Origin of the sequence: Lysobacter antibioticus (genome assembly GCF_000731095.1) — a bacterium.
In the GTDB taxonomy this organism is placed as follows: Bacteria; Pseudomonadota; Gammaproteobacteria; order Xanthomonadales; family Xanthomonadaceae; genus Lysobacter; species Lysobacter antibioticus_B.
In genome coordinates this window covers 30,632-57,184 of the sequence record NZ_JMTZ01000052.1, presented here as the reverse complement: position 1 = coordinate 57,184, position 26,553 = coordinate 30,632, and the positions used below count along the sequence as shown (strand labels likewise).

Below are 26,553 nucleotides of genomic sequence, written 5' to 3'. Positions count from 1 at the left end.
GGCCGGCCATGCCGTAGCTGGTCGGCGCATCGCTGAAATCTTCGTCGACGGTGATGGTGACGCCGTAGCCGTCCGCGCCCAGATCGCCGGGCGTGGCCGCAGTGGGGTTGCCGATGCCGATCCCGAGCGGGATGGAAGTGAATGTGCCGTTGAGTTGCGCGGTGCCGCAACCCGAGGTGGTCGCCGGGTCGCCGCAGGCGACCGTGGGCGCATTGGACGAACCGCGCAAGCGCGTATTCGCGAGCGTGGTGGTCAACAAACCGCCGATCACGGTCCAGGTCGAACCCGCGGGCGCGGTCATGAAGGTCGAGGAAAAACCAGCGCCGGCGCCGGTGCCGCCGAGGCGGGCGAAATGGAAGCGCGGGTTCACCACCGGACGGCTGAAGCTATAGGTCAGCGTGCCCATGGCCTGTTGCCCGCCTGCAGCCACGACGACCAGGGTGCCCGGGGTAAGGAAATTGAAGGTCTCGGAAACCAGGTCGATGCGCGGATCGTAGGCGGTGGGGGGATTGCCGCCGAAAGACTGTCCGCCTGCGGTGATCGAGGTAGACGACGTCCCGGGCACGCCGCCGCCGGTCGCGGCGGTCAGCACCAATCCGGAGATATAGGTCGTCTGGGTGCCCGTCGCCGCATCGACATCGGGGTTCTGTTCCGAAGCCAGCGCCGGTCCGGCCGCGGCGGCACCGACGATGGCAGCCGCCAGGGCGGCTCGAAGGCAGGCGATGCGGCTTCCGGTATGCCGGAATTCCGGATTCGAGCTCGCCTGGCCCGGATTGCGCACGCGCAAACGGTTCCCCATCGCTCCCCCTGTTCCCACCCGTGCCCGACAGCTGTGCCCGCTCTGCGAGCGGCACGTCCTAATGGAACATCAAGCACAACCCAGTGGAAACTAAGCGCATGCAGGCTGCATGTCAAAGCGCAAGCCAGGGGCGCTAGGCAGATTCGCGAGTCGGCCCAGGCGTCGCCTGAACGAACTGAATAGGGCGCCGCGGAAGTTGCGGCCTGGCAGACCAGTCGCAGCCGGCCGGCCATGCCACAGCGACGATCAGACCTCCAGCGTCATCCCCGGCCGCGTCAGCTTGACCTCGATGCCGTAGCGCTCGCCGATCTCCCCGGCCAGCGCTTCGCGCGCCTTGTCTTCGCCATGGACCAGGGCCAGCTGCGGATGACCGGCGATCTGGCCGTACCACTCGATCAGGCCCTTCTGGTCGGTGTGCGCCGACAGCCCGCCGATGGTGTGGCGCTGGGCGTTGGCGCGGACATCCTTGCCGTGGATGCGCACCCATTGCGCGCCGTCGACCAGGCGCCGCCCGATCGTGCCTTCGGCCTGGTAGCCGACGAACACCACATGGGTCTGCGGCTTGCCGAGGTTGTGCTTGAAGTGGTGCAGGATGCGGCCGGCGTTGGCCATGCCGGAACCGGCGATGACGATGGCGCCGCGCTCGATGCGGTTGATCGCCATCGATTCTTCGGCGCTCGCGGTCAGGCGCAGGTTCGGGAGTTGGAAGGGGTTGGGTTTTTCCTTCCACACTTGCAGTGCGTCTTCGTCGAACAGGTCGGCATGACGGTCGTAGACCGCGACCACCTTGGCCGCCATCGGGCTGTCGAGAAAGATCTGCCAGCGCGACAGGTTCCACTCGTCCCAGTACTTGGCGAACCAGTACAACAGTTCCTGGCTGCGGCCGACCGCGAACGCCGGGATCAGCACGTTGCCGCCGTCGTTCCAGGCCCGTTCGAGAATGCGGCCGAGTTCGAGGATGGTTTCGGCGCGGTCCTTGTGCAGACGGTCGCCGTAAGTCGATTCCATCAGCACCAGGTCGGCCTGCGCGATCGGCGCCGGGTCGCGCAGGATAGGCGTGCCCTTCGGCCCGATGTCGCCGGAAAACACCAGCGTTCTGCCTTCGGCGCGCAATTCCACCGCGGACGAGCCGAGGATGTGGCCGGCCTCGCGGAACTCGATTTCGACGCCCGGCAGGATCGTGCGCGGGCTGTCGTAAGGCAGTGGCTCGACCCGCTGCATGGTCGCCTCGACGTCTTCGCGCGTGTACAGCGGCAGCGCTTCGGGCTGGCCTTGCGAGCGCCGGCGGTTGCTGCGCTCGGCTTCGCTTTCGGCGATCGACGCCGAGTCCAGCAGCATGATGCGCATCAAGTCGGCGGTCGCGGCCTGGGCATAGATCGGCCCGCGGAAACCGCGCCGCACCAGCAACGGCACCCGGCCGATGTGGTCGATGTGGGCGTGGCTGATCACCAACGCATCCAGCGCGGCGACGTCGAACGCGAAGGGATCGAAGTTGCGCTGTTCGGCTTCGGGGCTGCCCTGGATCATGCCGCAATCGAGCAAGATGCGATGGCCGCCGGCCTCGACCTCGTGCAGGGAACCGGTGACTTCGCCGGCCGCACCGTGGAAATGGACTCGCATGCAATGCACTCCGCATCTATCGACAAAGGCGAACGCTAGCATGGCCCCTGGGAAGGTCCCGGCGAGCAATGTGTGCCTTCCGGCGAGCGCCGCGCCCGGCCGAGTGTCGGCGCAGCGCGGTGGGTCCGGCGCGAACCGCTGGAATCGGCGCAGTGGCCGCACAAACCGGGCAAAACTGAACGAATTCGCGCCACCCCACATGACCTTCGACACCCTTCCCGGCCCGGGAACGGGACTATCGTCCGCCCGTGATCCGGGAAAGGCCGAGCAGCGCCGGTCCGAAATCCGCCACACTCCCGATTCGTATTTCGCCAACGCCTCTCCGGCTGGAGCCCGCTGTGACCTTCAAAAAACCGCAAGTCCTGCTGTTGTCCCTCGCCATCGCCACGGTCGTGGCCGCCTGCGGCAAGCAGGAAACCCCTGCCCCGGCCGCGCCGGCCGCCGCCGACAAGCCCGCCGAAACCAGTGCGCTGAAGCTCGACGAGAGCAAGCTGCCGCCGGTCAACCGCTTCGTCGTCGCCGACCTGGATACCACCAAGGACGCCTGCACCGACTTCGGCGGATACGTCAACGGCAAGTGGCTCGCCGCCAACGCCATCCCGGGCGACCGCACCTCGTGGGGCGCGTTCGAGATGCTCGATGAGCGTTCCACCGCGGTGCAGCGCCAGATCGCCGAACAAGCGGCGGCGGACAGCAAGGCCACCGGCGTGGAGAAAATCGTCGGCGACCTGTGGTCGACCGGCATGGACGCGGCCAAGATCAACGCCCAGGGCCTGGAACCGCTGAAGGGCGACCTGGCCAAGATCGACGCGCTCGACAGCGCGGAGAAGATCGCCGACTACCTGCGCACGACCGCCGCCACCGGCGACAACCCGCTGTTCGGTTTCGGCGCCGAAGCCGACTTCAAGGATTCGGCCAACAACATCGCCTATGCCTCGCAAGGCGGCCTGGGCCTGCCGGACACGCCGTACTACTCCGACGCCAAGCACAAGGACAAGCTCGCCGCGTACGAGGCCCACATCGCCAAGGTGCTCGAGCTCGGCGGCACGCCGGCAGCCGACGCCGCCAAGCAGGCCAAGGACGTGATCTCGTTCGAGACCCGCCTGGCCAAGGCCTCGAAGTCGCGCGAAGCCCTGTCGCGCGACGTCTCGCTGTACTACAACCCGGTCAGCCCGGCCGACGCCGACAAGCTGACGCCGAATTTCTCCTGGACCAAGTTCTTCGAGTCGCAGGGCGTGGCCCTGCCGAAGATGTTCTCGCTCGCCGTGCCGGCCTTCCACCAGGAAGTCAGCAAGATGATCGGCGACGTCCCGGCCGACCAGTGGAAGGCCTATCTGCGCTTCCATGCCATCGACGGTGCCTCGCCGTACCTGTCGGACGCTTTCGTCGAAGAGAACTTCAACTTCTACAGCAAGACCCTGCGCGGCCAGAAGGAACTGAAGGAACGCGGCAAGCGCGTGCTCGATACCATCGAAGGCCAGGCCGGCGAAGCGCTGGGCCAGATGTACGTCAAGGTCGCCTTCACTCCGGAATCCAAGGAGCGCATGCAGACTCTGGTCAAGAACCTCAGCGAAGCCCTCAAGGTGCGCATCGAGAACCTGGCCTGGATGAGCGCCGACACCAAGAAGAAGGCGATCGAGAAGTGGGCCAGCTTCACGCCCAAGATCGGCTACCCGGACAAGTGGCGCGACTGGAACGGCCTGGCGACCAGCCGCGACAGCTACTACGCCAACGTCAAGGCGGCCAACGAGTTCAACTACAAGTGGAACCTGGGCAAGATCGGCAAGCCGGTCGACAAGACCGAATGGGGCATGCCGCCGCAGATGGTCAACGCCTACTACAACCCGCTGCAGAACGAGATCGTGTTCCCGGCCGCGATCCTGCAGCCGCCGTTCTTCGATCCGAAGGCCGACGACGCCACCAACTACGGCGGCATCGGCGCGGTGATCGGCCACGAAATGACCCACGGCTACGACGACCAGGGTTCGCGCTTCGGGCCGACCGGCAACATGGAAGTGTGGTGGGCGCCGAGCGACGCCACGGCCTTCTCGGGCCTGACCGACAAGCTGATCCAGCAGTTCAACGCCTATGAAGCCGCCCCGGGCCAGCACGTCAACGGCAAGCACACCCTCGGCGAGAACATCGCCGACCTCGGCGGCCTGGCCACGGCCTACGACGCGATGAAGAAGGCCGCCGGCGACACCCCGGACCCGAAGACCGACGGCTTCACCCGCGACCAGCGCTTCTTCCTCAACTGGGCGACGGTGTGGCGCCGCAACTTCACCGCCGAAGAGATGAAGGTGCGTCTGCAGACCGACGAGCACGCCCTGGCCAACTTCCGCGCGATCGGCGCGCCGTCGAACCTGCCGGCCTTCGCCGCCGCGTTCTCGTGCAAGCCGGGCCAGCCGATGGTCCGCGAGGGCGACAAGCAGGTGGTGATCTGGTGATCGACCGCGGCGCGGCCTGAGGGTCGCGCCGCCGCCAAGGTGTGGAACGAAAGGCCCGGGCTTCCCGGGCCTTTTTTCTTGGGGTGAGCGAACGCCGCTTGCGAGCCATTGGCTCGCGCGTTCGCGAACGCCAGGCGTTCGGGCCGGGGCACGGGTTGGGATGACGGCCTCGCACCCTCCATCCCCCAACCGCCAAACCCGTTCATCGCCGTCGCCGGCGCAGTTGTTAAACTCCCGCATCCCCAGGATGGAATACGCGATGTCGACCCTACGCCCGCTTGCCTGCGCCCTCGCCCTCAGCCTGATTGCCGGCCTGGCCTCGCCGACCGCCGATGCCGCCAAGAAGAAGGCCGCCGCCAAGCCCAAGGCGCCCGCCGCCGCATCGGCCTGCAGCGACTTCTATGCCAGTGCCAACGGCGACTGGCTGCGCAGCAACCCCTTGTCCGGCGCCGGTTCGGTGTCCTCGCTGGAAACCCTGGCCGCCAATGCCCGCAAGCAGCAACTGGAACTGCTCAACAGCGCCATGACCGCGCCGCAGGGCAACGTGCAGAAGCTGCTCGGCGACTTCTGGGCCAGCGGCCTGGACGAAGCCGCGGTCGAGCGCGACGGTTCGCAGCCGATCGCCCCGCTGCTGGGCCGCATCAACGCGATCAAGAAAGCCAAGGAAATCCCGGCCTCGATCGCCGCGCTGCACCAGGTCGGCATCCCGGTCGCCTTCAACTTCGGCGCCGACATCGACCTGCAGGACTTGGAACGCCACATCGGCTACTTCAGCCAGGGCGGCCTCGGCCTGCCCGACCCGGCCTATTACACCCGCAGCGACGCCGATACCCGTCAGTTGCTCGGCCACTACAACAACTACGTGCAGAAGATCCTGACTCTGACCGGCACGTCGAAGGACAAGCTGGCGGCCGAGTCGCTGTTCGTGATCGATCTGGAAACCCGCATCGCCCGCGCCTCCAAGTCGCTGCCGGACCTGCGCGACCCGCGCGCGAACTACGCCCCGGTCGCGGTCGCGACCCTGGCCAAGCAGTACAAGAACCTGCAGTTGGGCGCCTTCCTCAAGGCCCAGGGCGTCACCGACGACAGCGTCTCGCTGGCGAACCCGCAATTGTTCGCCGAACTCGACAAGCTGCTCGGCAGCCTCAAGCCGGACCAGTGGAAGACCTATCTGCGCTGGCGCGTGGGCGATTCGATGGCGCCCTACCTGGCCAAGCCGTTCCGCGACGCCGAGTTCGAGTTCCGCGGCCGCGTGCTGCGCGGCCACGCCGCGCCGGCGCCCCGTCAGCAGGCCGTGCTCGACGCGATCACCCTCGCCGCCGGCCCGATGGTCGGCCACGAGTACGCCGCGCGTTACCTGCCGGCCGCGACCGACGCGCGCGCCGAACAGATCGCCAGCCAGTTGCGCGATGCCGTGGGCAAGGCCATCGACGCCGACACCCGTTTCAGCGAGGCGGTCAAGCACGAAGCGCGCGCCAAGCTCGGCAAGCTCAAGATCGAAGTCGGCACGCCCAAGCGCGATCTCGACTACACCGTTCAACCGATGGGCCGCGGCAGCTTCGGCAGCAACATGCTGATCGCCTCGACCTGGCGCCACCGCGAGGAAATGAAGCGGATCGGCCGCGGCAACGCCGACCGTCGCTGGGACGTGCTGCCGCAGGAGCCGTCGCTGGCCTACGACATCGCCCAGAACCGCCTGATCGTGACCGCGGCGATGCTGCAGGCGCCGGTGCTCGACCTGAGCAAGCCCGAGGCCGCGCAGTACGGCTCCTACGGCGCCCTGGTCGGCGCCGAACTGACCCACGGCTTCGACAGCCGCGGCCGCTACGTCAACGCCAAGCAGGAAGTGCGCGACTGGTGGACCCCGGCCGAAGTCTCGGCCTGGGACGCGCTCGCCAGCCGCGTCGCCGCGCAGTACAGCGCCGAGCCCTATCCGGGCCTCAACGGGGTCAAGGTCAACGGCAACCAGGTCCGCGAAGTCGCCATCGCCGACCAGGCCGGCGTCGAACTGGCGTGGTCGGCGTTCCGCGCCGCGTCGCCGGCGGCGAGCAAGGACGCCAACCAGGCCTTCTTCCGCGCCTGGGCCGGCCTGTGGGCGCAGCAACTGAGCCCGGAAGTCGCCGCGCAGCGTTCGGCCGCCGGCATCCATGCCCCCGGCCAGTGGCGCACCAACGTGCCGCTGTCGAACCTGGCCGCGTTCGGCGAGACCTTCGGCTGCAAGGCCGGCACCGCGATGCAGCGCAAGCCCGAGCAACAGATCAAGGTATTCCCCTGATCGAGGCGGCACGCGGCGAACCGCGATGAGCGATAAGGAAAAGCCCGGCGCAAGCCGGGCTTTTTCGTTGTCTGCCGTCTCCGCACAACCTCAGAGCAAGGACAGCCCATGCACCTGGCTGCGCTGGGTGTCGATGTCCAACACCCGGCCCTGGTCGTCGTACATCAGCAGGCGGCCGTCCTGCTCGCGCACCGACACCGCCGCGCCGTACGGCCAATCGATCGCCGCCAGCGAGGCCGCGTCGTTGAAGCGGACCAAGTGGAAGCGCATCGCCTCCTCGCCGTACAGGCCGACCAGGAAGCCGTTGGCGAGCGACTTGATGCTGCAGTCGCGCAGCTTGCCGAGTGCATGCGCGGACAACTGCACGCTGCGCCGATAGTTCGACCACGAGTACGCCAACAACATGCCGTCGTCGTCGGCCGACACATCGAGCAATTGCGCGCCGGTGATGGGGTGCAGGCGCAAGCGTTGTTCCAGGCTCTCGGGTACGGCGTCGCGCGAACGCAGGGCGCGCCGCGGCAAGCGGTAATGCCAGCAACTCGCGCCGCGCGCGTCCTGGATCAGGAACAACTCGTCGGCGGCGAAATACTCCGCCGCGATCACCCGGCTGTTGGGCTCGCTGACGCTCCACAACACATCGAGCGACGGCCGCGCCGCGTCGACCACCAGCAGGCGGTCGTTCGACACCAGCGACCAGGCGATGCCGTCGTAACGGTCGGCGGCGAACTGGATCGGCATCACCCCGAGATCGGCGATCTCGTGATGGGCCAGATCCAGCCGTGCGATGCGCGACACCGCCTCGCGCGGCGCGATCGCCAAGGCCACCTGCAGGCTGTCGGCGATCGCCAACTTGTAGGCCGGCACCGCATAACGACGGACACTGCGGCCGTGACGGTCGATGACCGCGACGCCGGCTTCGCCGAGCGCGGCGAGATAGCGGCCCTCGCCGATCGCGACGACATCGTGCGCGGCATGCAACCCGGCCGCGGGCGCCTGCCAGCGTTGCTCGCCCTGGCTCTCCCACAGCTTGCGCCCGGCTACCGCCGGCACGCCCCAGGCCGGCAGATCGGCGCGCAGCCAGGGGTCGCCGGACAATTTCAGCAGGCGCTCCAATTGCTGGCGGTCGAGATCGTTCGCGCATGCAGCGCGATCGGCTGCGAGCGCCGGCAACACGTGGGTGGCGAGCATGCGCAAGGCCTTGCCGTTGCCCTTGGCGGCGAGCAGCGCTTCGGCCAGGGCCGCGCGCGGCAACGCAGGCGACGCCGGATCGGCCAGGACCGCGATGCGCTCGGCATAGTGTTCGATCGTGTCGGGCAACAGAGTCGCGCGCTGCACCAAAGCGCGCGCCGACAATTCGTCGCCTGCAGCCTCGGCTGCGAGCAGCCAGCGTCCGGCCTGCTCGCGCAGTTCCGGCTCCGGCCAGACCGCATCGACCGCGGCCAACCACTGCCCCCGCTCGACCAGCGCCTGGCCCCATTCGCGGCGCAGCCTGCCTGCGTGCTCGGGGTGGTCTTTTTCCAACATCGCGATCGCCGCGGCGAAGGCATTGTCGCGACGCGCGACCAGGATCGCGCGCTCGCTGTCGCCGGACAGCATCAGCAAACGGATGATGGTTTCCGCCGGCATGTCCCAGCTCAGCGCAAGCTCGGCCGCCTGCGCATGGCGCTGGTGGCGCACCAGATAATCCAGCGCTTCCTGGCGCGCGTTGAGCAACTCGGCGAGCACGAACACGGCTTCGTCGACCTGGCCCTGGCGGTCGAGTTTGTCGAAAGCCTGGCGATAGAGTTTGCGCAGGTGCTCGCGCTCGTAGTCGCCGAGATTGATGTCGGTCGATGCATGACGATCGCCGCCGAGACTGAGGTCGCCACGCCGGCCCGGTGTACCGAAAGCCTGGCCCAGCGAATCGCCGCGGCCGTCGATCGGCAAGGCATTACGCAACGCCTCGCCGAGATCGCCTTTTTCGAACTGCGCCATCATCCGGCGCAGGTAGGCCCCCTGGCGCATGCCGATCAGTTTCGAGGCGCGGCTCGCCATTGCGAAACGCACCAGGGCCGAACGCCAGGCCTGCGGCGCGCGCGGCGCGGCGCGTGCGCGCAAGGTGCCGGCGCCACCGTTGCGCGTCTGCGTGGCGTGGCCGCTGCGCGCCTGCCCCGGCTCGCCCGACAAGCCCGGAAAACGCCGCAACAGCCAATCGGCCATGCCGTCGCGGGTGCCGGTGACGCGTTCGCGCAAGCTCGGCGGCGCCTCGGTGCCCACACCGCCGTGTGCACGGCGCAGGAATTCGGCCTGCTCCTTGCTCGGCGGCGGAACACTGTCGCCCAGCACTTCGCGCACGCGCTTGCCGGCGAGCCGGTCGTGGCGCGGCGCGCGCAGACTGAAGCGGCCATCGTAGGTGTCGTGCAGGGCGTAGTCGTCGATGTCGATGACCAGCGAAGGGTCCAGCGCCTGCGCCTGGGCGAAGTGCAGCGGCTGCAAGCGCCCGCCGACCACCAGTTGCACGTCGGCCGGCGCCAGCGCGGCGAGTTCGTCGGCGGTCAACGGCCCCGCGTACAGCCCGTGCGCACCGATGCGGCACAAAGGCACGCCGGCCGCTTCGCTGCATTGCATCGGCCGCGCCTGCTCGAAGCAGAGCACGTCGCCGTCGTCGAAACGCCAGGCGCGACAGCCCATCGTCCACGCTTGCAGAATGCGTTCGGCGCGCCGTTCCGGCGCCAGCCAGTCGGCGCCGAACCACAATCCGGCGACGGGTTGCCAGCCGCGCCAGACCGGATAGCGGACCGTCGCATCGGCCTGCGCCTCCGCCTTATCGTTCGTTTCAGCCATCGTCTCCCCCTGTGTAGACGAGCATCTTTCGCGCGCCGTCGCGCAACACCACCAAACGGCCTTGCAGGTCGACCAAGGCGATCAGGTCGGCGTCGACGGCGACGCTGACCGTACTGATCGGACTCGGCGATTCGTACAGCACCGAACGTTCTTGCGCGCCGATGCGCAGCAGCGCCTTGCGGTCCGGACGCAAGGCGATCAAACCCATGTCGTCGCCGTCGGGTTGGCTTAGCCCGACCACTTTCCAGTCGGCCGGCAGCACGATTTCGTACTCGGTCGCCGGGCGCTCGGCGGTGCGCATGAACACCCGCCAGATGCTGGAGCGTTCGCCGCCGTGACCGCCGACGATCTGCTCGACGCAACAGCCGCCCTGCCAACTGTCGAGAGAACAGCGGCCGCTCAGAAAAGCGCTACGGGCTTGGCCCTGGAAGGCGATGCAATCCAGAGCTTCGGCGTGAAGACTCGAGTGCAGATGCAGGCGGCCATCGTGGCAGCGCAAGTACACCGCCTGCGTGGCACTGGTACGCGCGATCGCCAGCACCTGCTCGCCCACGACCTCGTACGCGCTCGGCTCGGATCCCTGCGACGTCCACGACAGCAGTTTGCGCTGGCTCGTAAGCAGCAACAGGCGCCGATAACCCGCACCGCGATTGAAAAACACGCAAGGTAGCAGGCGCGCCGTGCCGGTAGTGACATCGAGATCGCCCTGCGGCGGCAACGGCAGCCGGCCCATGCCCTCGAGTTGCCAGCCCTCCAACCCTTGCGACAGCGGAATCAGCCCGGCGAAATGGCGCTCGGTCAGGGTCGCGGCGAGCAGCGATTTGCCTTTGCCCCAGCGCGTGGTTTTCGGCGGCGCCAAGCGCGCCACGGCGCTGGAGGGCAAACGATAGACATGGGCGGCGCTCTCGCCGGCGAGCGGCACGGCGATGTGGCGGCCGCCCCAGGAGATCAACGGTGGCTGCTTCAGCGACAACTTGCCCTGGCCGCGCGCGCCGGTAGCGACTTCGGTCAGACGCAAGACCTCGACGCGCTCGAATTCGCCGCGCAGCAAGGCGCTGGAACGCTCGGGCGACGGCAAGGCCAGGCGCAGTTCGCGCCGCGCCTGGCGCGAGGCGATGGTCACTGCGAGCTGTTGCTCGCCGGCACGCGCAACGTCAACGCGATGGCCCAGACCATAGCCGGCCGCATGCGCGCCGATCGACCAGCGCTCGCCCGGGCTCGGATCGGCTTCGTCGAGCGCACGCCGCCACTCGCGTTCGTGATGGTCGCGCGCGGCCTGTGCGTTGCCCGCGCTGTCGGAAGCGGGGCCGCCCGGTGTCAGGCTGCGCGCCTGCAGCAATTGCTTGAGACGTTCGGGCGCGTCGGCCGGATGCAGCACGCCGGGCGCACCGAGCACGCCCCAGGCGAAGCGCGCCTTCGCCGCCTGCGCGCGTTCGGCCAGCAGGATCCACATCGCCACGTGCACCAGGCGCGCCGCGCCGAGCTGGCCCGGGCCGGTGTCGAACACCGCCACGGTCAGCGCATCGGCTTCGCGCGCGACGAGTTTCGGCGACAGGAACAGATGCTCGCCGCCGGCGGCGCGGCGGTCGAATTCTTCCGGCACCTCGTCGGCCAGCGCCCACTCGCTGAGCAACAGGCGCTCGTAATGGCCGCGCCGGCGCAGATCGTCGATGCCCTCTGGCTCGGCCGCGCCGCGCTGGGCGCGCATCCGGAACGCACCGAGCATCGGGTGCAGGCGCAGCAGCAGATCGCCGAGCAGGTCGACGATCTCGGCATCGAACCAGTCCAGCCACGGCCGCCAGGGTTTGAGCGCCTCGGGTACCCGCATCGGCTCAGCTCCGCCAGTGCGCGCGGATCTGCGCGATCAACGCGTCGCTCGCCGGCAGCGCCCGGTGCAAGGGCACGATCTGCATCGGCTCGGGCCACAGCAGCAGCGGCGACTGCCGATGCCGACGCGCGATCGCGCGCAGCAGCAAGTCCAGCGGCAGGTCCGGGCGCTGCGTGGTCGGCAGCCACAGCGCTGGCGCTTCCTGGCGCGGCGCGATATAGGCCACGCCGTCGCTCCACGGCAGCGCTTCGCCGGCACCGGTGACGATGGCGGCATCGGCGTTCGCGGTCAGCATCAGGGCTTCGCGCGTGCGCGCGTCGAAGCGCGCGAGCGCATCGAGCAGGCCCTGCGCCGCCGCGCCGATCCCGATCGCGCCTTGCGGCGCGGGCGGGTCGGCCTCTGCGCGCCAGCGCCACTTCATGTCGGCGCGGCGACCCGTTCGACCAGCCGCGCGCGCTCGGCGGCGAGTTCGGGCGGAATCGAATGCGGGTCGAAGTTGGCGTCGATCTCGCGCAGCAGGGCTTCCGCTATCGTCGTCGCGGCCGGTGCGTCGGCCGCGCCGTGCAGGCAACTGCGCGCGGCTTCGATCAGGCGCGCGGCGCGCGACACCGGCTGCAACACCGCATGTTCGACCGCGGCGCGCAGTGTCGGGTTGGCCGCCGCCGACAGCGAATCGCGCAAGGCGTCCTGGGCCGCCGCCTGCGCCTCGCGGGTCGGCATCACATAGAACAGCGGCCACAGGTCGGCGGCGGTCGCGGTGTCGCGGCCGGCGAGCACGGTCGCTGCGGCGATCAGGCGCTGGACCTTGACGATGCGCCGGTCCGACAGGCTCAGACCGGCACTGCGCAATCTGCGGATCGCATCGGCCAGCAGGCCGCGCGCAGGGCCCATGCTTACCTGCGGCACGCGTCGGCTCAGCAAATCGATATCGGCCAGTTCGGTGCGGTGCTCGACCGCGGCGCGCTCGGACTGCCAACCGCCTTCGAGCAGGGCTTCGAGTTGATGGTCCGGCACCGGCTCGACGAACAGGTGCAGCAGGAAACGGTCGGCGAACGCGGCCAGCGATTCGTCGTCGGGCAAGGCATTGGCCGCGCCCACGCAGACCCGCAGCGGGCAATCGATCTGGGTGTGGCCGCGACGGAAGCGGCGCTCGTTGAGCACGCCGAGCAAGGTGTTGAGGATCGCGGTCGAACCGAGGAAGACCTCGTCGAGGAAGGCAACCTCGGCTTCGGGCAGCATGCCGGTGACGTCGGTCTCGACCACGCCCTCGCGCAGCCGGCGCAGGTCGACCGGGCCGAACAATTCGGCCGGCTCGGTGAAGCGCCCGAGCAGGTACTCGAAGTAACGGCCGCCGAGCGCGGCCGCGACGCGCCGCACCACCGCGCTCTTGGCGGTGCCGGGCGGGCCGATGATCAACAGGTGTTCCTGGGCGACCGCGGCGAGCACGATCAGCTCGGCGAGTTGCTCGCGCTCGACCAGGCCGGTGGTGGCGGAATGCACGGCATCGCGGACGCGGGCCGCGGCCTGCTCTGCGGCGGAAGGTTCGGGCGAAAAAGTCATCGACGGACGGCCTGGATCCTTGGCGTCGCCATCGGCGGACGGCGCGCGGGCGGCGCGCGGTCCTGCGGCGGCGGGCTTGCTGACGGGGCGTGGTTCGCGGCCCGGAAACGGACCTGCGCCACAGTTCGCACTGTAGGCGCAGCGCTCGTCGAACCGCAACCGGCGCCACGGTACGGTTGCGATCGCGGACCTATCCTGCGCGGTTTTTCTTTACGCTATACGCCGCCACACCCGGCCAGGATGCCGTCATGCCCGATACCTCCCTCGACGATCTGCTCGCCGCGCTGGCCGCCAGCCCGCACAACCCGGCGCTCGGCATGCTGGTCGTGAACGCCTGCCTGAACGAATCCGACCCGGACGCATTGATCCGTGCGATCGAACTCGGCGGCGACGCCCTGCTGGCCGACCCGACCCAGCGCGACGCCGCTCTGCGTTTGCTGCTGGAGCACCGCCACGATGAACGCGTGGTGCGGATCGCGCCGGAGAATTCGGCGGCCTCGCTGTTCGCGCGTTCGCGCCTGCTGCTCGGCGAAGGCCGCCGCGAAGACGCGCGCAGCCTGTACCAGCAGGCCATCGCCCTCAACCCGGCGCTCGAAGACGCCGCCCTGGCGACCGAGCTGGCCGGCAAGGTGATCTCGCTGGCCAATGCGCGGCGCATGCAATCGGGCAGCCTGCAGACCAGCATCGCCAACGACGACACCGATGCCGACGACGTATCGCGGCTGTTGCAGCCGCCGGAGGCGCGAATCGGTTTCGCCGACGTCGGCGGCCTGGACGAGGTCAAGCACCAGATCCGCCGCCGCATCATCACCCCCTTCCTCAAGCCCTCGCTGTTCGAGCGCTTCAAGCGCCGCTCCGGCGGCGGCATCCTGCTGTACGGGCCGCCCGGCTGCGGCAAGACCCTGCTCGCCCGCGCCACCGCCGGCGAGTGCGGCGCGCGTTTCTACAACGTGGCCATTACCGACGTGCTCGACATGTATATCGGCGAGTCCGAGCGCAAGCTGCATGCGATCTTCGAGACCGCGCGGCGCACCGCCCCGGCGGTGGTGTTCTTCGACGAGATCGAGGCCATCGGCGGCAAGCGCCAGTACTCGCGCGAGGCCACCTCGGCCAAGCTGGTCAGCCAGTTCCTGACCGAACTCGACGGCTTCGGCCAGAACAACCAGGGCGTGCTGATCCTCGGCGCGACCAACGTGCCGTGGGCGGTCGACGCCGCGTTCCGCCGCCCCGGCCGCTTCGACCGGGTGCTGTTCGTGCCGCCGCCGGACGAGCCGGCGCGGCGCGCCATCCTCGAGCTGTTGCTGCGCGAGCGCCCGCTCGGCGACGACATCGACGGCGCCGAGATCGCGCGCTTGAGCTCGGGTTATTCCGGCGCCGACCTGCGCAACCTGGTCGAGACCGCGATCGACGAGGCCATCGAGGCCTCGATCGACCAGGGCAGGGAAATGCCGCTGACCATGAGCCACCTGCGCGCGGCTCTCAAGGACACCCGTTCGACCACTCTGGAGTGGCTGACCACGGCGCGCAATCACGCCCGTTACGCCAATCAGGGCGGCCAGTACGACGAGGTGCTGGAGTTCCTCAAGCGCCACGGAGGCGGCTGATGGCGGCCTCGGTCTATCGTTTGCCCGACGAGCCCTTGCCGTCCGGCCTGTCGCGTTACGCGGTCGATCCGGTCTGGCCCTTGCTCAGCGTGATGCTGGCCGGCAGCGGCTTCGGCCTGCTCTGGTTCGGCTTCAATTCGCTGGCGATCGGCAGCCCGACGCGCTGGCGCGAATGGCTGTGCATCGGCCTGAGCGCGGTCGGCAGCCCGCTGCTGCTGTTCGCTCTGCTGCTGTGCGAGCAGAACGGTTGGCTGCAGGGCGCGCAGTTGCGCTACGCGTTTCTGAGCATCCTGTTGCTCAAGCTCGGCATGGCCTATGCCGTGTACCTGATGCAGCAACGCTGCTTCGAGATCTGGGAGTACTACGGCGGCCAGGCGCGCAACGGCCTGCCGTTGACGATCCTGCTGGCCGTGGTCGGGCGCGGCGCGCTCGGCGCCGTGCAACTGCCCGCCTTGCTGTCGGTGATCCTGCAATGAACGACGCCAGCCACGGTTACTGGTTGCAGATGGCCGAGCGTTACTACGCCCACGGCCAGATCGACGAAGCCATCGCCGTGTTGCTGCGTCTGCTCGGCGAAGACCCCGAGCAGGCCGGCGCGCACGCCTTCCTGGCCCTGTGCCTGGTCAAGCGCAAGCGCCTGCATGCGGCCGCGCTGGAAGCCGCGCGCGCGCTCGAACTCGAACCCGATTCGCCGTTCGCGCACCTGGCCGCGGCGATCGTGGCGACCGCCGGGCGGCGTTTCCGCGACGCCGAAACGCATCTGCACTCGGCGCGCGAACTCGACCCGGACTCGGCCTCGATCGCCGATGCCTTCGCCCGCCTCTACAACGCCTGGGGCCGCGATGCGCAGGCCCTGGAAGAAGCGCGCCGCGCCTGCGAGCTGGAGCCGGCCGATGTCGACTACCAGGCCCTGCTGGCCTCGCTGGAACTGCGCCGCGGCGAACGCCGCAAGGCCGAGGCTCTGGCGCGCGAGGTGCTGGCCGCGCATCCCGAACACGTCGAGGCCTTGTGCGTGCTCGGCCATTGCGAACTCGCCGCCGGTCGTACCGACAGCGCCCGCGACCACGCCGCCTGGGCGCTGCAGATCGACCCGATGGACGGCGAGGCCCTGACCTTGATGGCGGCGGTGAAAGCGCGCCGCAGCTGGCTGCTCGGGCTGTGGTGGCGGTTCCAAAGCTATATCAGCGCTGGTTCGCGTACCCGCGCGGTGGTGCTGCTGCTCGGCATCTTCCTGCTCTACCGCATCGCCCTGATCGCCCTGCCCGAGCATGGCCTGTCGCACTGGGCCGGACCGCTGTCCTACCTGTGGCTGGGGTTTTGCGCCTACACCTGGATCGCGCCGAGCCTGTTCTGGCGCTCGATCAAGCGCGAGCTCGAACAGGTCAAGCTGCGCCCGGGGTTCTGAGCGGCGCTGTTCGGCGTTACTTGACCACGCGCAGCTTGGTGGTCCGCCTGCGCTGGCGCAGCGCTTCCACGCGCGGATCGCGGCGGGGGCCACCGCGACCGCTGCCCGGCGGTCGCTTGCGCCAATACAGAATGGTCAGCCAACCGACCAGCATGCCGCCGAGGTGGGCGAAATGAGCGACGCCGGTGCCCTGGGCGAAGACGCCGTAGAACACCGCGGCGACCGCGTAGATGATGACCAGGGTGCGCGCCTTGAGCACGATCGGGAACGGCAACAAGGTCACTCGCCGGTTCGGGAACAGCATGCCGTAGGCCAACAGCAGGCCGTAAACCGCGCCCGAAGCGCCCAGGGTCACATAGACGTCGCCCTGGCGCGCGGCGATCGAGGCGATCAGCAACTGCAACAACGCCGAACCGATCAGGCAGGTGAAGTAATAGATCGCAAAACGTCTGGCGCCCCATTCGTATTCGAGCGAAGCGCCGAACATCACCAGCGCCAGCATATTGAACACGAGGTGGCCGATGCCGCCGTGCATGAAGCCCGATGTCAGCAACTGCCACGGCATGAAGTTGCCGGCAGCCGGGATATGCGCGGGCAACCACGGCCACAACTCGCACCACAGCACCCAACCGCGCGTCGCATCGCCTTGGCTCAACAGCGCTTGCAGGATGAATACGACGACATTGGCGATCAGCAGTTTCCTGACGACCGGCGGGATACTGGAAAACATCGCGGCTCCTCGAATCGGGCGCTATGGTAGCCGCTGCCTCGGCGTCGCACCGTGAGCATCGCGTCGAGGCGCGGCCCGCGCGCAGGCTGCGTTCAGTCGGTCGGGCCCCAGATCTGCGAATCCAGAGTCGGCGCCGCACGCTGGCCGCGCACGCGCCCGTTCACCACCGCCACGCCTTCGGCGCGCAGGCGCTGGCACTGCTCGCGATAACCGGCCGAACCTTCCGGCAGCGCGATACGCCCGTCCGAACGCAGCACCCGGTGCCAGGGCAGCTTGGCGTCGTCGTTCTCGCTGAGCAGGCGCGCCACCAGACGGGCCCGTCCGGGCAGCCCGGCGCGGCGCGCGACCTCGCCGTAGCCGGCGACTTCGCCCTTGGGGATGGCGCGGATCGCAGCCCGGATGCGTTTTGCGGCAGTTTCGCTGTCCATCGCGGTAGCATATGCCCTGCAACGCGCAGGAGTCGCCCATGCATTTCGAACAGATCCGTACCCATCTGACCCGAGCCGGGTTCCACCTCACCGTCCACGACGAAAACGTGATCTGCATCGAGCTCTCGCTCGAACAGGGCACGCGCCACCAAGCGATCTTCCTGTCCGAACTGGAAGACGACGACGGCCGTCCGTTCGTGCGCGTGAGCACCGCGATCGCTCCGACCACCGGTCTGGACGCGCGCCGCGCGCTGGCCTTCAACTGGGAAAGCCACGTCGGCTACCTCGCCATCGGCGACCTCGACGGCGTGCCCTATCTGCAACTGTGCGAGAACCGCCCCGCCGAAACCCTGGACGCGGCCGAGCTGCAGCGCCTGGTGATGGAGATCGGCGGCGTGGGCGACCGCATGGAGCGCGTGCTGTCGGCGGACGGCGATCTGCTGTAAGGCGTCGTTTGAGGTTTCCGATCTCTCCGGCCTCCGGGGGATCGCGCTCGAGGCTTCGGGCCAACGCCGTCGCCGAGGTGCAATAAACAAACCCCGCAACAAAAAGGCCCGCATCGCTGCGGGCCTTTCGTTATGCACTGACCTGCCGCATCGCGCGACCAACGCGACTCAAATCCAACCGAAGAACCGCATCGCCTCGAACAGCGCGTAGGCGATGCCGCCGGCGGCCGGAATAGTCAGGATCCAGGCCCAGATCATCTTCTCGACCACGGTCCACTTGATCGAGTTGAAACGCTTGGCCGTGCCCACGCCCATGATCGCGGCGGAGATGTTGTGGGTGGTCGACACCGGGATGCCCAGCGAGGACGCGAACATGATCACCGACGCGGCGCTGGTCTCGGCGGCGAAGCCGTGGATCGGGTGCAGCTTGACCAGCTTGTGGCCGAGGGTCTTGATGATGCGCCAGCCGCCGGCGGCGGTACCGGCGGCCATCACCACCGCGCAGGTCAGCTTGATCCAGGTGTCGATGTCGTTATGGGCGATCGCATTCGGCGAGGGATGCAGGAAGGCCAGCCATGCCGGCAGATTGTCGAGCGTACCGGCCTGCTGCGCGCTCATCAGCGCCAGGGCGATGATGCCCATGGTCTTCTGCGCATCGTTCATGCCGTGGGCGAAGCCCATGCCGGCGGCGCTGACCAACTGCGCCTTGCCGAAGAAACTGTTGACCCAGCGCGGCCGCGCGATCCGCGCCAGCACGCCGCCGCTGCGCGCCATGAACGAGATGATCGCGAACAGCACGCCCATCACCAGGAAGCCGGCGGTGAAGCCCAGCACCGGCGAGGTGAACATCGGCACGATCACCTTCCACAGCACGCCGGCGCTTTTCCAGATCGGTTCGGCCGGGTGCGACCAGACCACCGCGTGCCAGTTGTTCGAGGCCGCCGCGATGGCCGCGCCGCACAACCCGCCGATCAGCGCGTGCGAGGACGAGGACGGCAGGCCCAGCCACCAGGTGATCAGGTTCCAGATGATGCCGCCGAGCAGCGCGCACAGGATCAGCTGCGAGCCGACCTCGACCACGCCGGCGTCGATCAGGCCCGAGGCGATGGTCTTGGCGACCGCGGTGCCCCACAGGGCGCCGATCAGATTGGTCGACGCGGCCAGGATCACCGCCTGCATCGGCGACAGCACCTTGGTCGCGACCACGGTGGCGATGGAATTGGCGGTGTCGTGAAAGCCGTTGACGTACTCGAAGATCAGAGCCGCGACTATCACCACCAGGACGAGCGTCAGCATCGCGCGCGCCTCAGGAGTTTTTCAGGACGATCTGGTAGGCGACCACGCCGGCCTCGCGGCAGCGGTCGATCGCCTTTTCCAGGATCTCGAAGAACTCCTTGAGCAGGAACATCTGCAGGTTGTCGAGCTGGCCGGAATAAATGTCGCGGTACAGCTCGAGCATCAGCCGGTCGGCCTCGTTCTCGAGCGCACGCAGCTGGTCGTTGAGGGCCTTCATCGGCTCCAGCTTGAGCTGGCGCAGCTGGTGGACCATCTTCACCACCACCCCGGCGGCCTGTTCGAGCATCGCCGCGCGCGGCGCGAAGTCGATGTGCTCCAGATGGCGGGTCGCCAGCGAATAGCGGTCGGCGAACTTCTCGACCTGCTTGGGGATCTTGTAAAGCGCCGAGCTCAGCGATTCGATGTCCTCGCGCTCGATCGGGGTGATGAAGCTGTCGACCAGCTCCTGGCTGATCTTGTCGGAGGTCTCGCGCTCGCGCTGGCGGGCCAGCTTGAACGCGTCCAGCGCCGGCTGGCGGTCGGACTCCTTGAGCATGGCGTGCAGGGCCTTGGTGCTGTCGTGGGCGGCGACGGCGGCCTCCTCCAGCAGGGTATAGAACTGGTTGCCTTGGCCGAAAATGGTCTGCAGGGAAAACATGCTGGGGTGCCTCTGGGCTGGGCCGATACGTGCCGGCCGCGCCGGGCCGAAGGGTTTGCGGGCGCGATTATGACGGTTTGACGCCGCCGCGCCCACCTTGACGGCCGCCCGGGGCGCCCCCAAGACCTGGAAACGCGCACCGACCCTGCCGTCCCGCCCGCCCGGCCTTTCACGAGGGGCGGTCGTGAAGGCCTGCTAAGATCGGCCCCCGGTTCCTTACAGTACGCTCCCCCCAAACCTCTTCCATGGACGACGACCCAAAACCGCCGCCCGGCCGCGCCTCGACGGCCCCCTCCCATCGCGCAGCGCGCTCCTTCCGTGAACCCACCGGCCACAGGAGGCATTGCCGATGCTGGAACTACTGATCGTCATGGCCCTGATCGTCCTCAACGCCTTCTTCGCGATGTCGGAGATGGCGCTGATGACCTCGCGCAAGCTGCGCCTGAAGCAGATGGCCGAGGACCCGGCGCACCCCAGCCGCGGCGCCCGCGTCGCCCTGCAGCTGGCCGAACGCCCCGACCACCTGCTCTCGACCGTGCAGGTCGGCATCACCGCGATCGGCGTGCTCACCGGCACCTTCGGCGGCGAGTCGATCGGCCTGGCCATCGCCGGCTGGCTCAGCGGCGTGCTGCCGGGCGCGGCCGAGTACGCGCGCAGCATCGGCATCGGCACCGCGGTCACCCTGATCACCGCTTCCAGCGTGATCTTCGGCGAACTGATCCCCAAGCGGCTGGCCCTGACCAATCCGGAAAAGATCGCCAGTTCGGTGGCGATCGTCCTGGCCGGCCTGGCCCGTTTCGCCAAACCGGTGGTCGGCGCGCTCGGCGCGATCAACCGCCTGGTGCTGCGCCTGCTCGGGATCAAGGACGATGCCCGCAGCGAGATCAGCGAAGAAGAGATCCGCCTGTTGGTCAGCGAAAGCCACGAGCAGGGCGTGATCGACGCCGACGAGCGCAAGATGATGAATCGCGTGCTCAGCCTCGGCGATCGCACCGCCGAAAGCCTGATGACGCCGCGCACCCGCATCGCCTGGCTCGATGCCGGCGCGAGCATCGAGGACAACCTGGCGGCCATGCGCGAATCGCCGTTCTCGCGTTTCCCGGTCTACCGCGGCAGCGACCAGGACGTGCTCGGCGTGCTCGAAGCCAAGACCCTGCTGCGCAATCTCGGCGTCGGCAATCTGCCGGACCTGTTCGGCCAGCTGACCGAAGCCTTGTTCGTGTCCGAGTCGACCCACGCTCTCAAGCTGCTGGAGATCTTCCGCGAGGAGCAGCAGTCGCTGGCCCTGGTGGTCGACGAATACGGCGACGTCACCGGCCTGGTCACGGTCAACGACCTGATGGGCGCGGTGATCGGCCGCATCCAGACCGCCGAGTCCGACGACCAGCCCGGCCCGGTGGTGCAACGCGAGGACGGCTCCTACCTGATCGACGGCGCCCTGCCGGTGGAAGAGCTGCGCGAGGTGATCGGCGGCGGGCGCCTGCCCGACGAGGACGAGCACGATTTCCACACCGCCGCCGGCATGGTGATCGCCCACTTCGGCCGCATCCCGCACGTCGGCGAGCACTTCAGCTGGCTGGGTTGGCGGGTCGAGGTGATCGACCTCGACGGGCCGCGCATCGACAAACTGCTGTTGCACCGCCATCTGCCGAAACCGCCGGAGTCCAGCGACGATGACAGCAGCGGCTGACAACGGCCCCGACGGCGAAGACGACCAGCCGTCGCGGGACCGGCGACACGGTCACAAGCCGCACGAGGCCGGCACGCGCGCGCTGCTCGATGCCATCGTCGCCGGCGATCCGGAGGAAGTGGTCAAGTTCGGCGACGTGATCGCCGGGCTCGGCAACCGTTCCTTCGGCATGCTGCTGTTCGTGTCCACCCTGCCCGCCTTCATCCCGATCCCGGGCGTCGGCGGCGCGATCAGCGGGCCGTTGGTGGTGCTGGTCGGGCTGCAGTTGCTGATCGGCCTGCGCAAGCCGTGGCTGCCGGGCTTCATCGCCCGCCGCGGCCCGCACCGCAAGGCGATGGGCAAGTTCCGCAATCTGCTGGCGCCGTGGCTGAGCCGCCTGGAGCGGATCGTCAGCCCGCGCGCGCCGGCCATGCTCGATCATCGCGCCGCCAACGCCTTCACCGGCTTGCTGCTGGTGCTGCTCGGCATCCTGCTGTCGCTGCCGATCCCGCTGACCAACTTCCTGTTCGGCGCCCTGCTGCTGTTGTTCGCGTTCGCGCTGCTCGAACGCGACGGCAAGCTCATGGGCGTGGCCTGGGTCGCCGGCTCGATCGCGGTGGCGGTGTTCGGCATTTTGTCCGGCAGCCTGGCCCAGGCCCTGGCCGAGTGGATCGCCCTGGCGCAAGACAAGATCGGCTGAAGCGCAGCTTGCGTCGAAGCGCCGCGATGGGTGTCGGGCGGCATAGCGCGGCTCATCGATAACGCCGCGCCGCCGGGGTCGCGGCTTGCACCGCCCGGCCCTGGGTTGCCTGGCTTTGGAGGACGGGAGTCATGACCGACGCCCCCGGTCGCGCCGCCTCAGCTCATCAACAGCGCCAGGAATTCCTCGGTATTGACCGGGTGACCGAGCCAATAGCCCTGGGCGAGATCGCAGCCGCGCTCGCGCAACACCGCGTACTGGCCCTCCTTCTCCACGCCCTCGGCGACCACGGTGATGCCTAACGAATGCGCCATGGCGATGATCGCCGTGGTCAGCGCCAGGTCGTCCGGGTCGCGCAACACGTCGGCGATGAAACTGCGGTCGATCTTGACCCCGTCGACCGGCACCCGGCGCAGATGGCTCAGGCCGGAGAAGCCGGTGCCGAAATCGTCGAGCCAGACCTTGACCCCGCTGGCGCGCAAGCGCGCCAGCAGGCTGCTGGCATGGATCTCGTCGCCGATCACCGCCGTCTCGGTGAGCTCCAGATGCAGATGCGCGGCCGGCAAACCGGTTTCCTGCAGGCAGGCCGCGACCACGTTCGGCAGGTCGCCGCTGCGCAACTGGCGCGGCGAGACATTGACCGACACGAACAGCGGCTCGGCGCCGGGCCGCGCGCGATGCCAGGCGATCGCATCTTCGCAGGCCGCACGCAGCACCTGCGGGCCGAGGGTTTCGATCAGCCCGCTCTGCTCGGCCACATCGATGAACACCGATGGCGCGATCAACCCTTGCTCGGGATGCTTCCAACGCAGCAAGGCTTCGGCGCCGACCATGGCGCCGTCGGCGAGACGGAATACCGGCTGATAGACCAGACTCAACTCGCCGCGATCCCAGGCGCCGCGCAGCTCGTGCTCCAGGTGCACGCGGCGCTCGACCGCCTGGTCCATCGCCCGGCTGTAGAAGCGGTAGCAGTTCTTGCCGGCGACCTTGGCCTGGTACATGGCGATGTCGCCGTTCTTCATCAGCGCGGTCGCGCCGGACGCGTCTTCGGGATACAGGGTCACGCCGATCGAGGTGCCAAGGAACACTTGGCGGTCGTGGACCACGATCGGCTGGCCGAGTTCGCCGACCAGCACCTCGGCCAGATGGGTCGCGACTGTGCGCGCCTCGCCGTTGCGCTCGCGGCTGCCCTCGACCAGGATCACGAACTCGTCGCCGCCGAAGCGAGCCAGCAAGGCGCGTTCGCCACCGATGCGCTGCACGGTTTCCTGGATGCGGTTGGCGAACTGCAGCAGCACCTCGTCGCCGGCGTCGTGGCCGAGGGTGTCGTTGACGCGCTTGAAGTCGTCGATGTCGGCGAACAACAAGCCCAATTGCCCGCTGTCGCCGCGCAGGTGCAGCAGGCGCTGGTCCAACACTTCGCGGAACGCGAGCCGGTTGGCCAGGCCGGTCAGGGCGTCGGTATAGGCCATGCGGCGGATGTCGCGGTCGTGCCGGGCCAGGCTCTGGCTCATGCGGCCGAAGGCCTGCATCAGGTCGCCGACCTCGTCGTTGCTGTGGGCGGCCGGCGGCGCGCTGTCGAACTGGCCGTTCTCGATGATGTGGGCGGCATCGGCGAGTTCTCGGATCGGGTTGACCAGCCAACGCTGGATCAGCCACAGCATCAGGCCGCCGAGCGCGAGCAGGCCGACGCTGAGCACGCCGACCCAGAACAACTGGCGGCGGCCGAGGTCTTCCAGGCGCTGGCGCACCTTGTCCAGGGCGGTGTCCTGGTAGGCGCGCATGGCCTTGAGGTCGTAGCCCACGCGCACCCCGCCGAGGCGTTGCTGGCCGACCTTGATCGGCGCGGACACGTCGAGCGTGGTCTCGCTCCACTGGGTGGACAAGGCCTGGGCGGTGATGATCTTGGCCGCCATCGCATCGTCCATGCGCTTACCGTAGCTGGGGATCTCTTCGTTGCCGTCGTGGACGATGTTGCCTTCGTTGTCGTAGACGATGACGTAGCGCACGCTGGGATTCATCATCGCCGCGCGCCCGAGCTCGCCGATGGCGTCCAGGTCGAAGTAATACAGCGGATTGGTCAGCGAGCCGGCGAGTTGGGTCACCTCGCCCTCGCCGTGCCGGCTCAGGCTTTCGGCGATGGTGTCGCGCATCGCCTCGCGGCTGATGCCGACGACTTCGCTCTGCATGCGCTCCTGGCGATTGAGCAGCATCAGGATCAGGGTCACCACGACCAGGAAGGCCACCGCCATGATGGCGAAGAACTTGACCTGCAAGCCGGCGCGCAGATTCATTCGACCTCCGCGCGCACGCGCGCGACACCGTCGGAAATATGTTCGAGCGCGCGCTGCGAGGCCGGGTCGATCGGCATGAAGCGGGTGGTCTTGAAGAAGCGCAGCAACGCCTCGCCGGCATCGGGATCGCCGGCGGCCTCCAGCAACACTTCGCGCAGGCGGGCGGCGACCTTCGGGTTCAAGTCGCCGCGCACCAGTTCGAGCGCGCGCGGGTAGTCCTCGCTGCGGCCGATCACGACCAGGTCGCGGCGGAAGGCATCGGGCACGCGGCGCGGGTTGTCCCAGTCCAGGTTGCTCATCACCCCGGCATCGACCAGGCGCTTGTGCACCCAGGTCGAGATGTTGAGCTCGGACCGCGCGAACAGATAGCCGACCGCGCCGCGGTTGATGCGGTCGGTCGGCGACAGCAGGATCTCCAGCGACAAACCGCGTTCGAGCAGGGCCGCGGCCGGCACGAAATAGGCGCTGGTCGAGGACGGGCGCTGGAAGGCGACGTTGTGCCCGCTGAGGTCGTCGAGCGAGCGCAGGCCGCTGTCGCGGCGGGCGAAGAACACGCTGTGGTAGTGGCTGACGCCGTCGCGCTCGGTCAACAGCATCAGGCGCGCATCGGCGCGCTGGTGCAGCAGGACCGCGGTGCCGGCGGTCTCGGTGACCCAGTCGACCCGGCCGCGGCGCATGTAGCTGCCCATCTGCTGGGCGTCCTTGGCCATCAGGATGCGGCCCTCGCGGATGCCGACGTCGGCCATGCGCGGGATCACGTAGTCCAGCAAGGGCTTGAGTTGCTCGTAGTGGGCCTTGGGATCGTCGCTGATGCGGCCCAGGACCAGGACGTGGGCATCGGCCCCGTCCTTGTGCCCGTTTTCGGTCTCGTGGGCCGACGACACGGCCACGGGAGCCAACGCCCCGGCCAGGACGAGCCCGAACAGCAAACCGAGAAACCGCGTACTAGCGATCAACAGCCTTCACCTGGTCGGATTGCCAGCGCAGCGTAATCGAAACCCGGGGCCGACCGATACCTCGTCGCGCCGGCCGCCGATGGCCCCCTCGCCCGTGCTGCCGAATCGCTGTCACGGATGCCGCCACCGGCAGGCCCGACCGGGCTTCAGCGGCGCTGCCCGGCCAGCATGGCCATGCGCTCGACATCGGCCAGCACGCCGCGCAGCAGGCGCACTTCGCGCTCGTCCAGGTCGGCGCGCAGGAACAGCCGGCGCAGCTTGCGCATGGCCGATTCGGGCGCCCGGCCCTTGTGGAAATCGATCGCATCCAGAGCCTCGCCGAGCTGGCTGAAAAAGCCCTCCAGTTGCGCGTGCGAGGCCGGCGGGTCGCGCCGTTCCGCGCCGCCGCCGGCTTCGGCCGCGGCCAGGGCGGCCATGCGCAGTTCGTAGCTCAGCACCTGCACCGCGGCGCCGAGGTTCAAGGAGCTGTAGTCCGGGTTGGCGGGGATATGCACGGCGGCGTGGCAGAGCTGCAGCTCGTCGTTGTCCAGGCCGGTGCGCTCGCGGCCGAACACCACCGCGACTTCGCCGCCGCTGCGGGCCAGCGTGTCGACCCGCGCCGCGGCGTCGCGCGGCACCAGTTCTTCCAGGGCGATGCGGCGGCTGCGCGCGGTGCAGCCCAGGACCAGGTGGCAGTCGGCCACGGCGGTGGCCAGGTCGGGCACGATCACCGCCGATTCAAGCAGGTCGTCGGCGCCGGCGGCCATCGCGTAGGCGTCGCGGTCCAGGCCCTTCTCGGGCGCGACCAGGATCAGCCGGCTCAGGCCCATGGTCTTCATCGCCCGGGCCGCCGAGCCGATATTGCCGGGGTGCTGGGTGCCGACCAGGACGATACGGGTATGGGCGGCGGCCGGGTCCGGCGCCGTGGCTGCGGGGCGGCCCTCGCAGGCCGGGTCCGGCTGCGGATGGCCGGGGGAGCCGGCCGGGGAATTGATCGGATCGGGCGCCTCGGGGGGCGCCGCTTCATTGCGGAGATCGGGGTTCATGCGCAGATGGT

General features: G+C 68.7%; 21 protein-coding genes. 8 read left to right on the top strand and 13 right to left on the bottom strand.

Annotated elements, in window-relative coordinates; all coding sequences use genetic code 11:
- Both EX88_RS0115840 and EX88_RS0115835 read right to left on the bottom strand, forming a co-directional pair.
- On the bottom strand, window positions 1-799 hold a 799-nt coding region (locus EX88_RS0115840; RefSeq protein ID WP_031372968.1), incomplete at its 3' end, for a hypothetical protein.
- A gap of 246 nt (window positions 800-1,045) precedes the next feature.
- On the bottom strand, window positions 1,046-2,419 hold the full coding sequence (locus EX88_RS0115835) for an MBL fold metallo-hydrolase RNA specificity domain-containing protein (protein WP_031372967.1): 1,374 nt from the start codon (window positions 2,417-2,419) through the stop codon (window positions 1,046-1,048).
- A gap of 338 nt (window positions 2,420-2,757) precedes the next feature.
- Between EX88_RS0115835 and EX88_RS0115830 the strand changes: the two genes are divergently transcribed.
- Together EX88_RS0115830 and EX88_RS0115825 are read left to right on the top strand one after the other, a co-directional pair.
- Window positions 2,758-4,866, top strand: coding sequence for a M13 family metallopeptidase (locus EX88_RS0115830; RefSeq protein WP_031372966.1), 2,109 nt, complete (start codon window positions 2,758-2,760; stop codon window positions 4,864-4,866).
- Between the two features lie 259 nt (window positions 4,867-5,125).
- Complete coding sequence (locus tag EX88_RS0115825; protein ID WP_031372965.1) at window positions 5,126-7,141, top strand: M13 family metallopeptidase; 2,016 nt, start codon at window positions 5,126-5,128, stop codon at window positions 7,139-7,141.
- A 90-nt stretch (window positions 7,142-7,231) separates the two neighbouring features.
- Here the strand turns inward: EX88_RS0115825 and EX88_RS0115820 are convergent, their stop codons facing one another.
- From EX88_RS0115820 to EX88_RS0115805, 4 genes are read right to left on the bottom strand one after another with little or no spacing between them, the layout of a single operon-like run.
- Complete coding sequence (locus EX88_RS0115820; RefSeq protein ID WP_031372964.1) at window positions 7,232-9,964, bottom strand: bpX6 domain-containing protein; 2,733 nt, start codon at window positions 9,962-9,964, stop codon at window positions 7,232-7,234.
- A complete protein-coding gene (locus EX88_RS0115815; protein WP_031372963.1) occupies window positions 9,957-11,792 on the bottom strand; it encodes a hypothetical protein in 1,836 nt (611 codons plus the stop codon). The genes EX88_RS0115820 and EX88_RS0115815 overlap by 8 nt, the downstream gene beginning before the upstream one ends.
- A 4-nt stretch (window positions 11,793-11,796) precedes the next feature.
- A complete protein-coding gene (locus EX88_RS26095; RefSeq protein ID WP_031372962.1) occupies window positions 11,797-12,213 on the bottom strand; it encodes a hypothetical protein in 417 nt (138 codons plus the stop codon).
- Window positions 12,210-13,352 (bottom strand): AAA family ATPase, encoded by a 1,143-nt coding sequence (locus tag EX88_RS0115805; RefSeq protein WP_031372961.1) that lies wholly within the window; start codon window positions 13,350-13,352, stop codon window positions 12,210-12,212. The genes EX88_RS26095 and EX88_RS0115805 overlap by 4 nt, the downstream gene beginning before the upstream one ends.
- A gap of 248 nt (window positions 13,353-13,600) precedes the next feature.
- Here EX88_RS0115805 and EX88_RS0115800 point away from each other — a divergent pair, with 248 nt between their 5' ends.
- The 3 genes from EX88_RS0115800 to EX88_RS0115790 are packed head-to-tail and all read left to right on the top strand — an operon-like array spanning window position 13,601 to window position 16,361.
- On the top strand, window positions 13,601-14,956 hold the full coding sequence (locus tag EX88_RS0115800; protein ID WP_031372960.1) for an ATP-binding protein: 1,356 nt from the start codon (window positions 13,601-13,603) through the stop codon (window positions 14,954-14,956).
- Window positions 14,956-15,432, top strand: coding sequence for a hypothetical protein (locus EX88_RS26565; RefSeq protein WP_051885179.1), 477 nt, complete (start codon window positions 14,956-14,958; stop codon window positions 15,430-15,432). The genes EX88_RS0115800 and EX88_RS26565 overlap by 1 nt, the downstream gene beginning before the upstream one ends.
- A complete protein-coding gene (locus tag EX88_RS0115790; RefSeq protein ID WP_031372958.1) occupies window positions 15,429-16,361 on the top strand; it encodes a tetratricopeptide repeat protein in 933 nt (310 codons plus the stop codon). The genes EX88_RS26565 and EX88_RS0115790 overlap by 4 nt, the downstream gene beginning before the upstream one ends.
- Window positions 16,362-16,377: 16 nt before the next feature.
- Here EX88_RS0115790 and EX88_RS0115785 read toward each other — a convergent pair whose 3' ends face one another.
- Together EX88_RS0115785 and EX88_RS0115780 are read right to left on the bottom strand one after the other, a co-directional pair.
- Entirely contained in the window at window positions 16,378-17,091 is a 714-nt protein-coding gene (locus tag EX88_RS0115785) for a rhomboid family intramembrane serine protease (protein ID WP_036149125.1), read from the bottom strand.
- A 92-nt stretch (window positions 17,092-17,183) separates the two neighbouring features.
- The gene (locus tag EX88_RS0115780) at window positions 17,184-17,519 is read right to left on the bottom strand and encodes an MGMT family protein (protein WP_051885178.1); all 336 of its coding nucleotides are present in this window, start codon (window positions 17,517-17,519) and stop codon (window positions 17,184-17,186) included.
- A gap of 38 nt (window positions 17,520-17,557) precedes the next feature.
- Here EX88_RS0115780 and EX88_RS0115775 point away from each other — a divergent pair, with 38 nt between their 5' ends.
- Window positions 17,558-17,965 (top strand): hypothetical protein, encoded by a 408-nt coding sequence (locus tag EX88_RS0115775; RefSeq protein WP_031372955.1) that lies wholly within the window; start codon window positions 17,558-17,560, stop codon window positions 17,963-17,965.
- A gap of 168 nt (window positions 17,966-18,133) precedes the next feature.
- Here the strand turns inward: EX88_RS0115775 and EX88_RS0115770 are convergent, their stop codons facing one another.
- Both EX88_RS0115770 and EX88_RS0115765 read right to left on the bottom strand, forming a co-directional pair.
- Window positions 18,134-19,261: an inorganic phosphate transporter gene (locus EX88_RS0115770; protein ID WP_031372954.1), complete on the bottom strand. Its 1,128-nt coding sequence runs from the start codon at window positions 19,259-19,261 to the stop codon at window positions 18,134-18,136.
- Between the two features lie 10 nt (window positions 19,262-19,271).
- Window positions 19,272-19,898 (bottom strand): DUF47 domain-containing protein, encoded by a 627-nt coding sequence (locus EX88_RS0115765; protein WP_031372953.1) that lies wholly within the window; start codon window positions 19,896-19,898, stop codon window positions 19,272-19,274.
- 349 nt (window positions 19,899-20,247) lie between these two features.
- Here EX88_RS0115765 and EX88_RS0115760 point away from each other — a divergent pair, with 349 nt between their 5' ends.
- Window positions 20,248-21,588, top strand: coding sequence for a hemolysin family protein (locus EX88_RS0115760; protein ID WP_051885177.1), 1,341 nt, complete (start codon window positions 20,248-20,250; stop codon window positions 21,586-21,588).
- Window positions 21,572-22,267 (top strand): exopolysaccharide biosynthesis protein, encoded by a 696-nt coding sequence (locus EX88_RS0115755; RefSeq protein WP_031372951.1) that lies wholly within the window; start codon window positions 21,572-21,574, stop codon window positions 22,265-22,267. Before EX88_RS0115760 ends, EX88_RS0115755 begins: the two co-directional genes overlap by 17 nt.
- A gap of 158 nt (window positions 22,268-22,425) precedes the next feature.
- On the opposite strand, the gene EX88_RS0115750 is transcribed toward EX88_RS0115755, so the two are convergent.
- From EX88_RS0115750 to EX88_RS0115740, 3 genes are all read right to left on the bottom strand, one after another.
- Window positions 22,426-24,561, bottom strand: a complete 2,136-nt coding sequence (locus EX88_RS0115750; protein WP_031372950.1) for a putative bifunctional diguanylate cyclase/phosphodiesterase — start codon at window positions 24,559-24,561, stop codon at window positions 22,426-22,428.
- The gene (locus EX88_RS0115745) at window positions 24,558-25,451 is read right to left on the bottom strand and encodes a phosphate/phosphite/phosphonate ABC transporter substrate-binding protein (RefSeq protein ID WP_223621137.1); all 894 of its coding nucleotides are present in this window, start codon (window positions 25,449-25,451) and stop codon (window positions 24,558-24,560) included. The genes EX88_RS0115750 and EX88_RS0115745 overlap by 4 nt, the downstream gene beginning before the upstream one ends.
- A gap of 212 nt (window positions 25,452-25,663) precedes the next feature.
- On the bottom strand, window positions 25,664-26,542 hold the full coding sequence (locus EX88_RS0115740; protein WP_081931073.1) for an RNA methyltransferase: 879 nt from the start codon (window positions 26,540-26,542) through the stop codon (window positions 25,664-25,666).
- Between the last annotated feature and the right edge of the window lie 11 nt (window positions 26,543-26,553).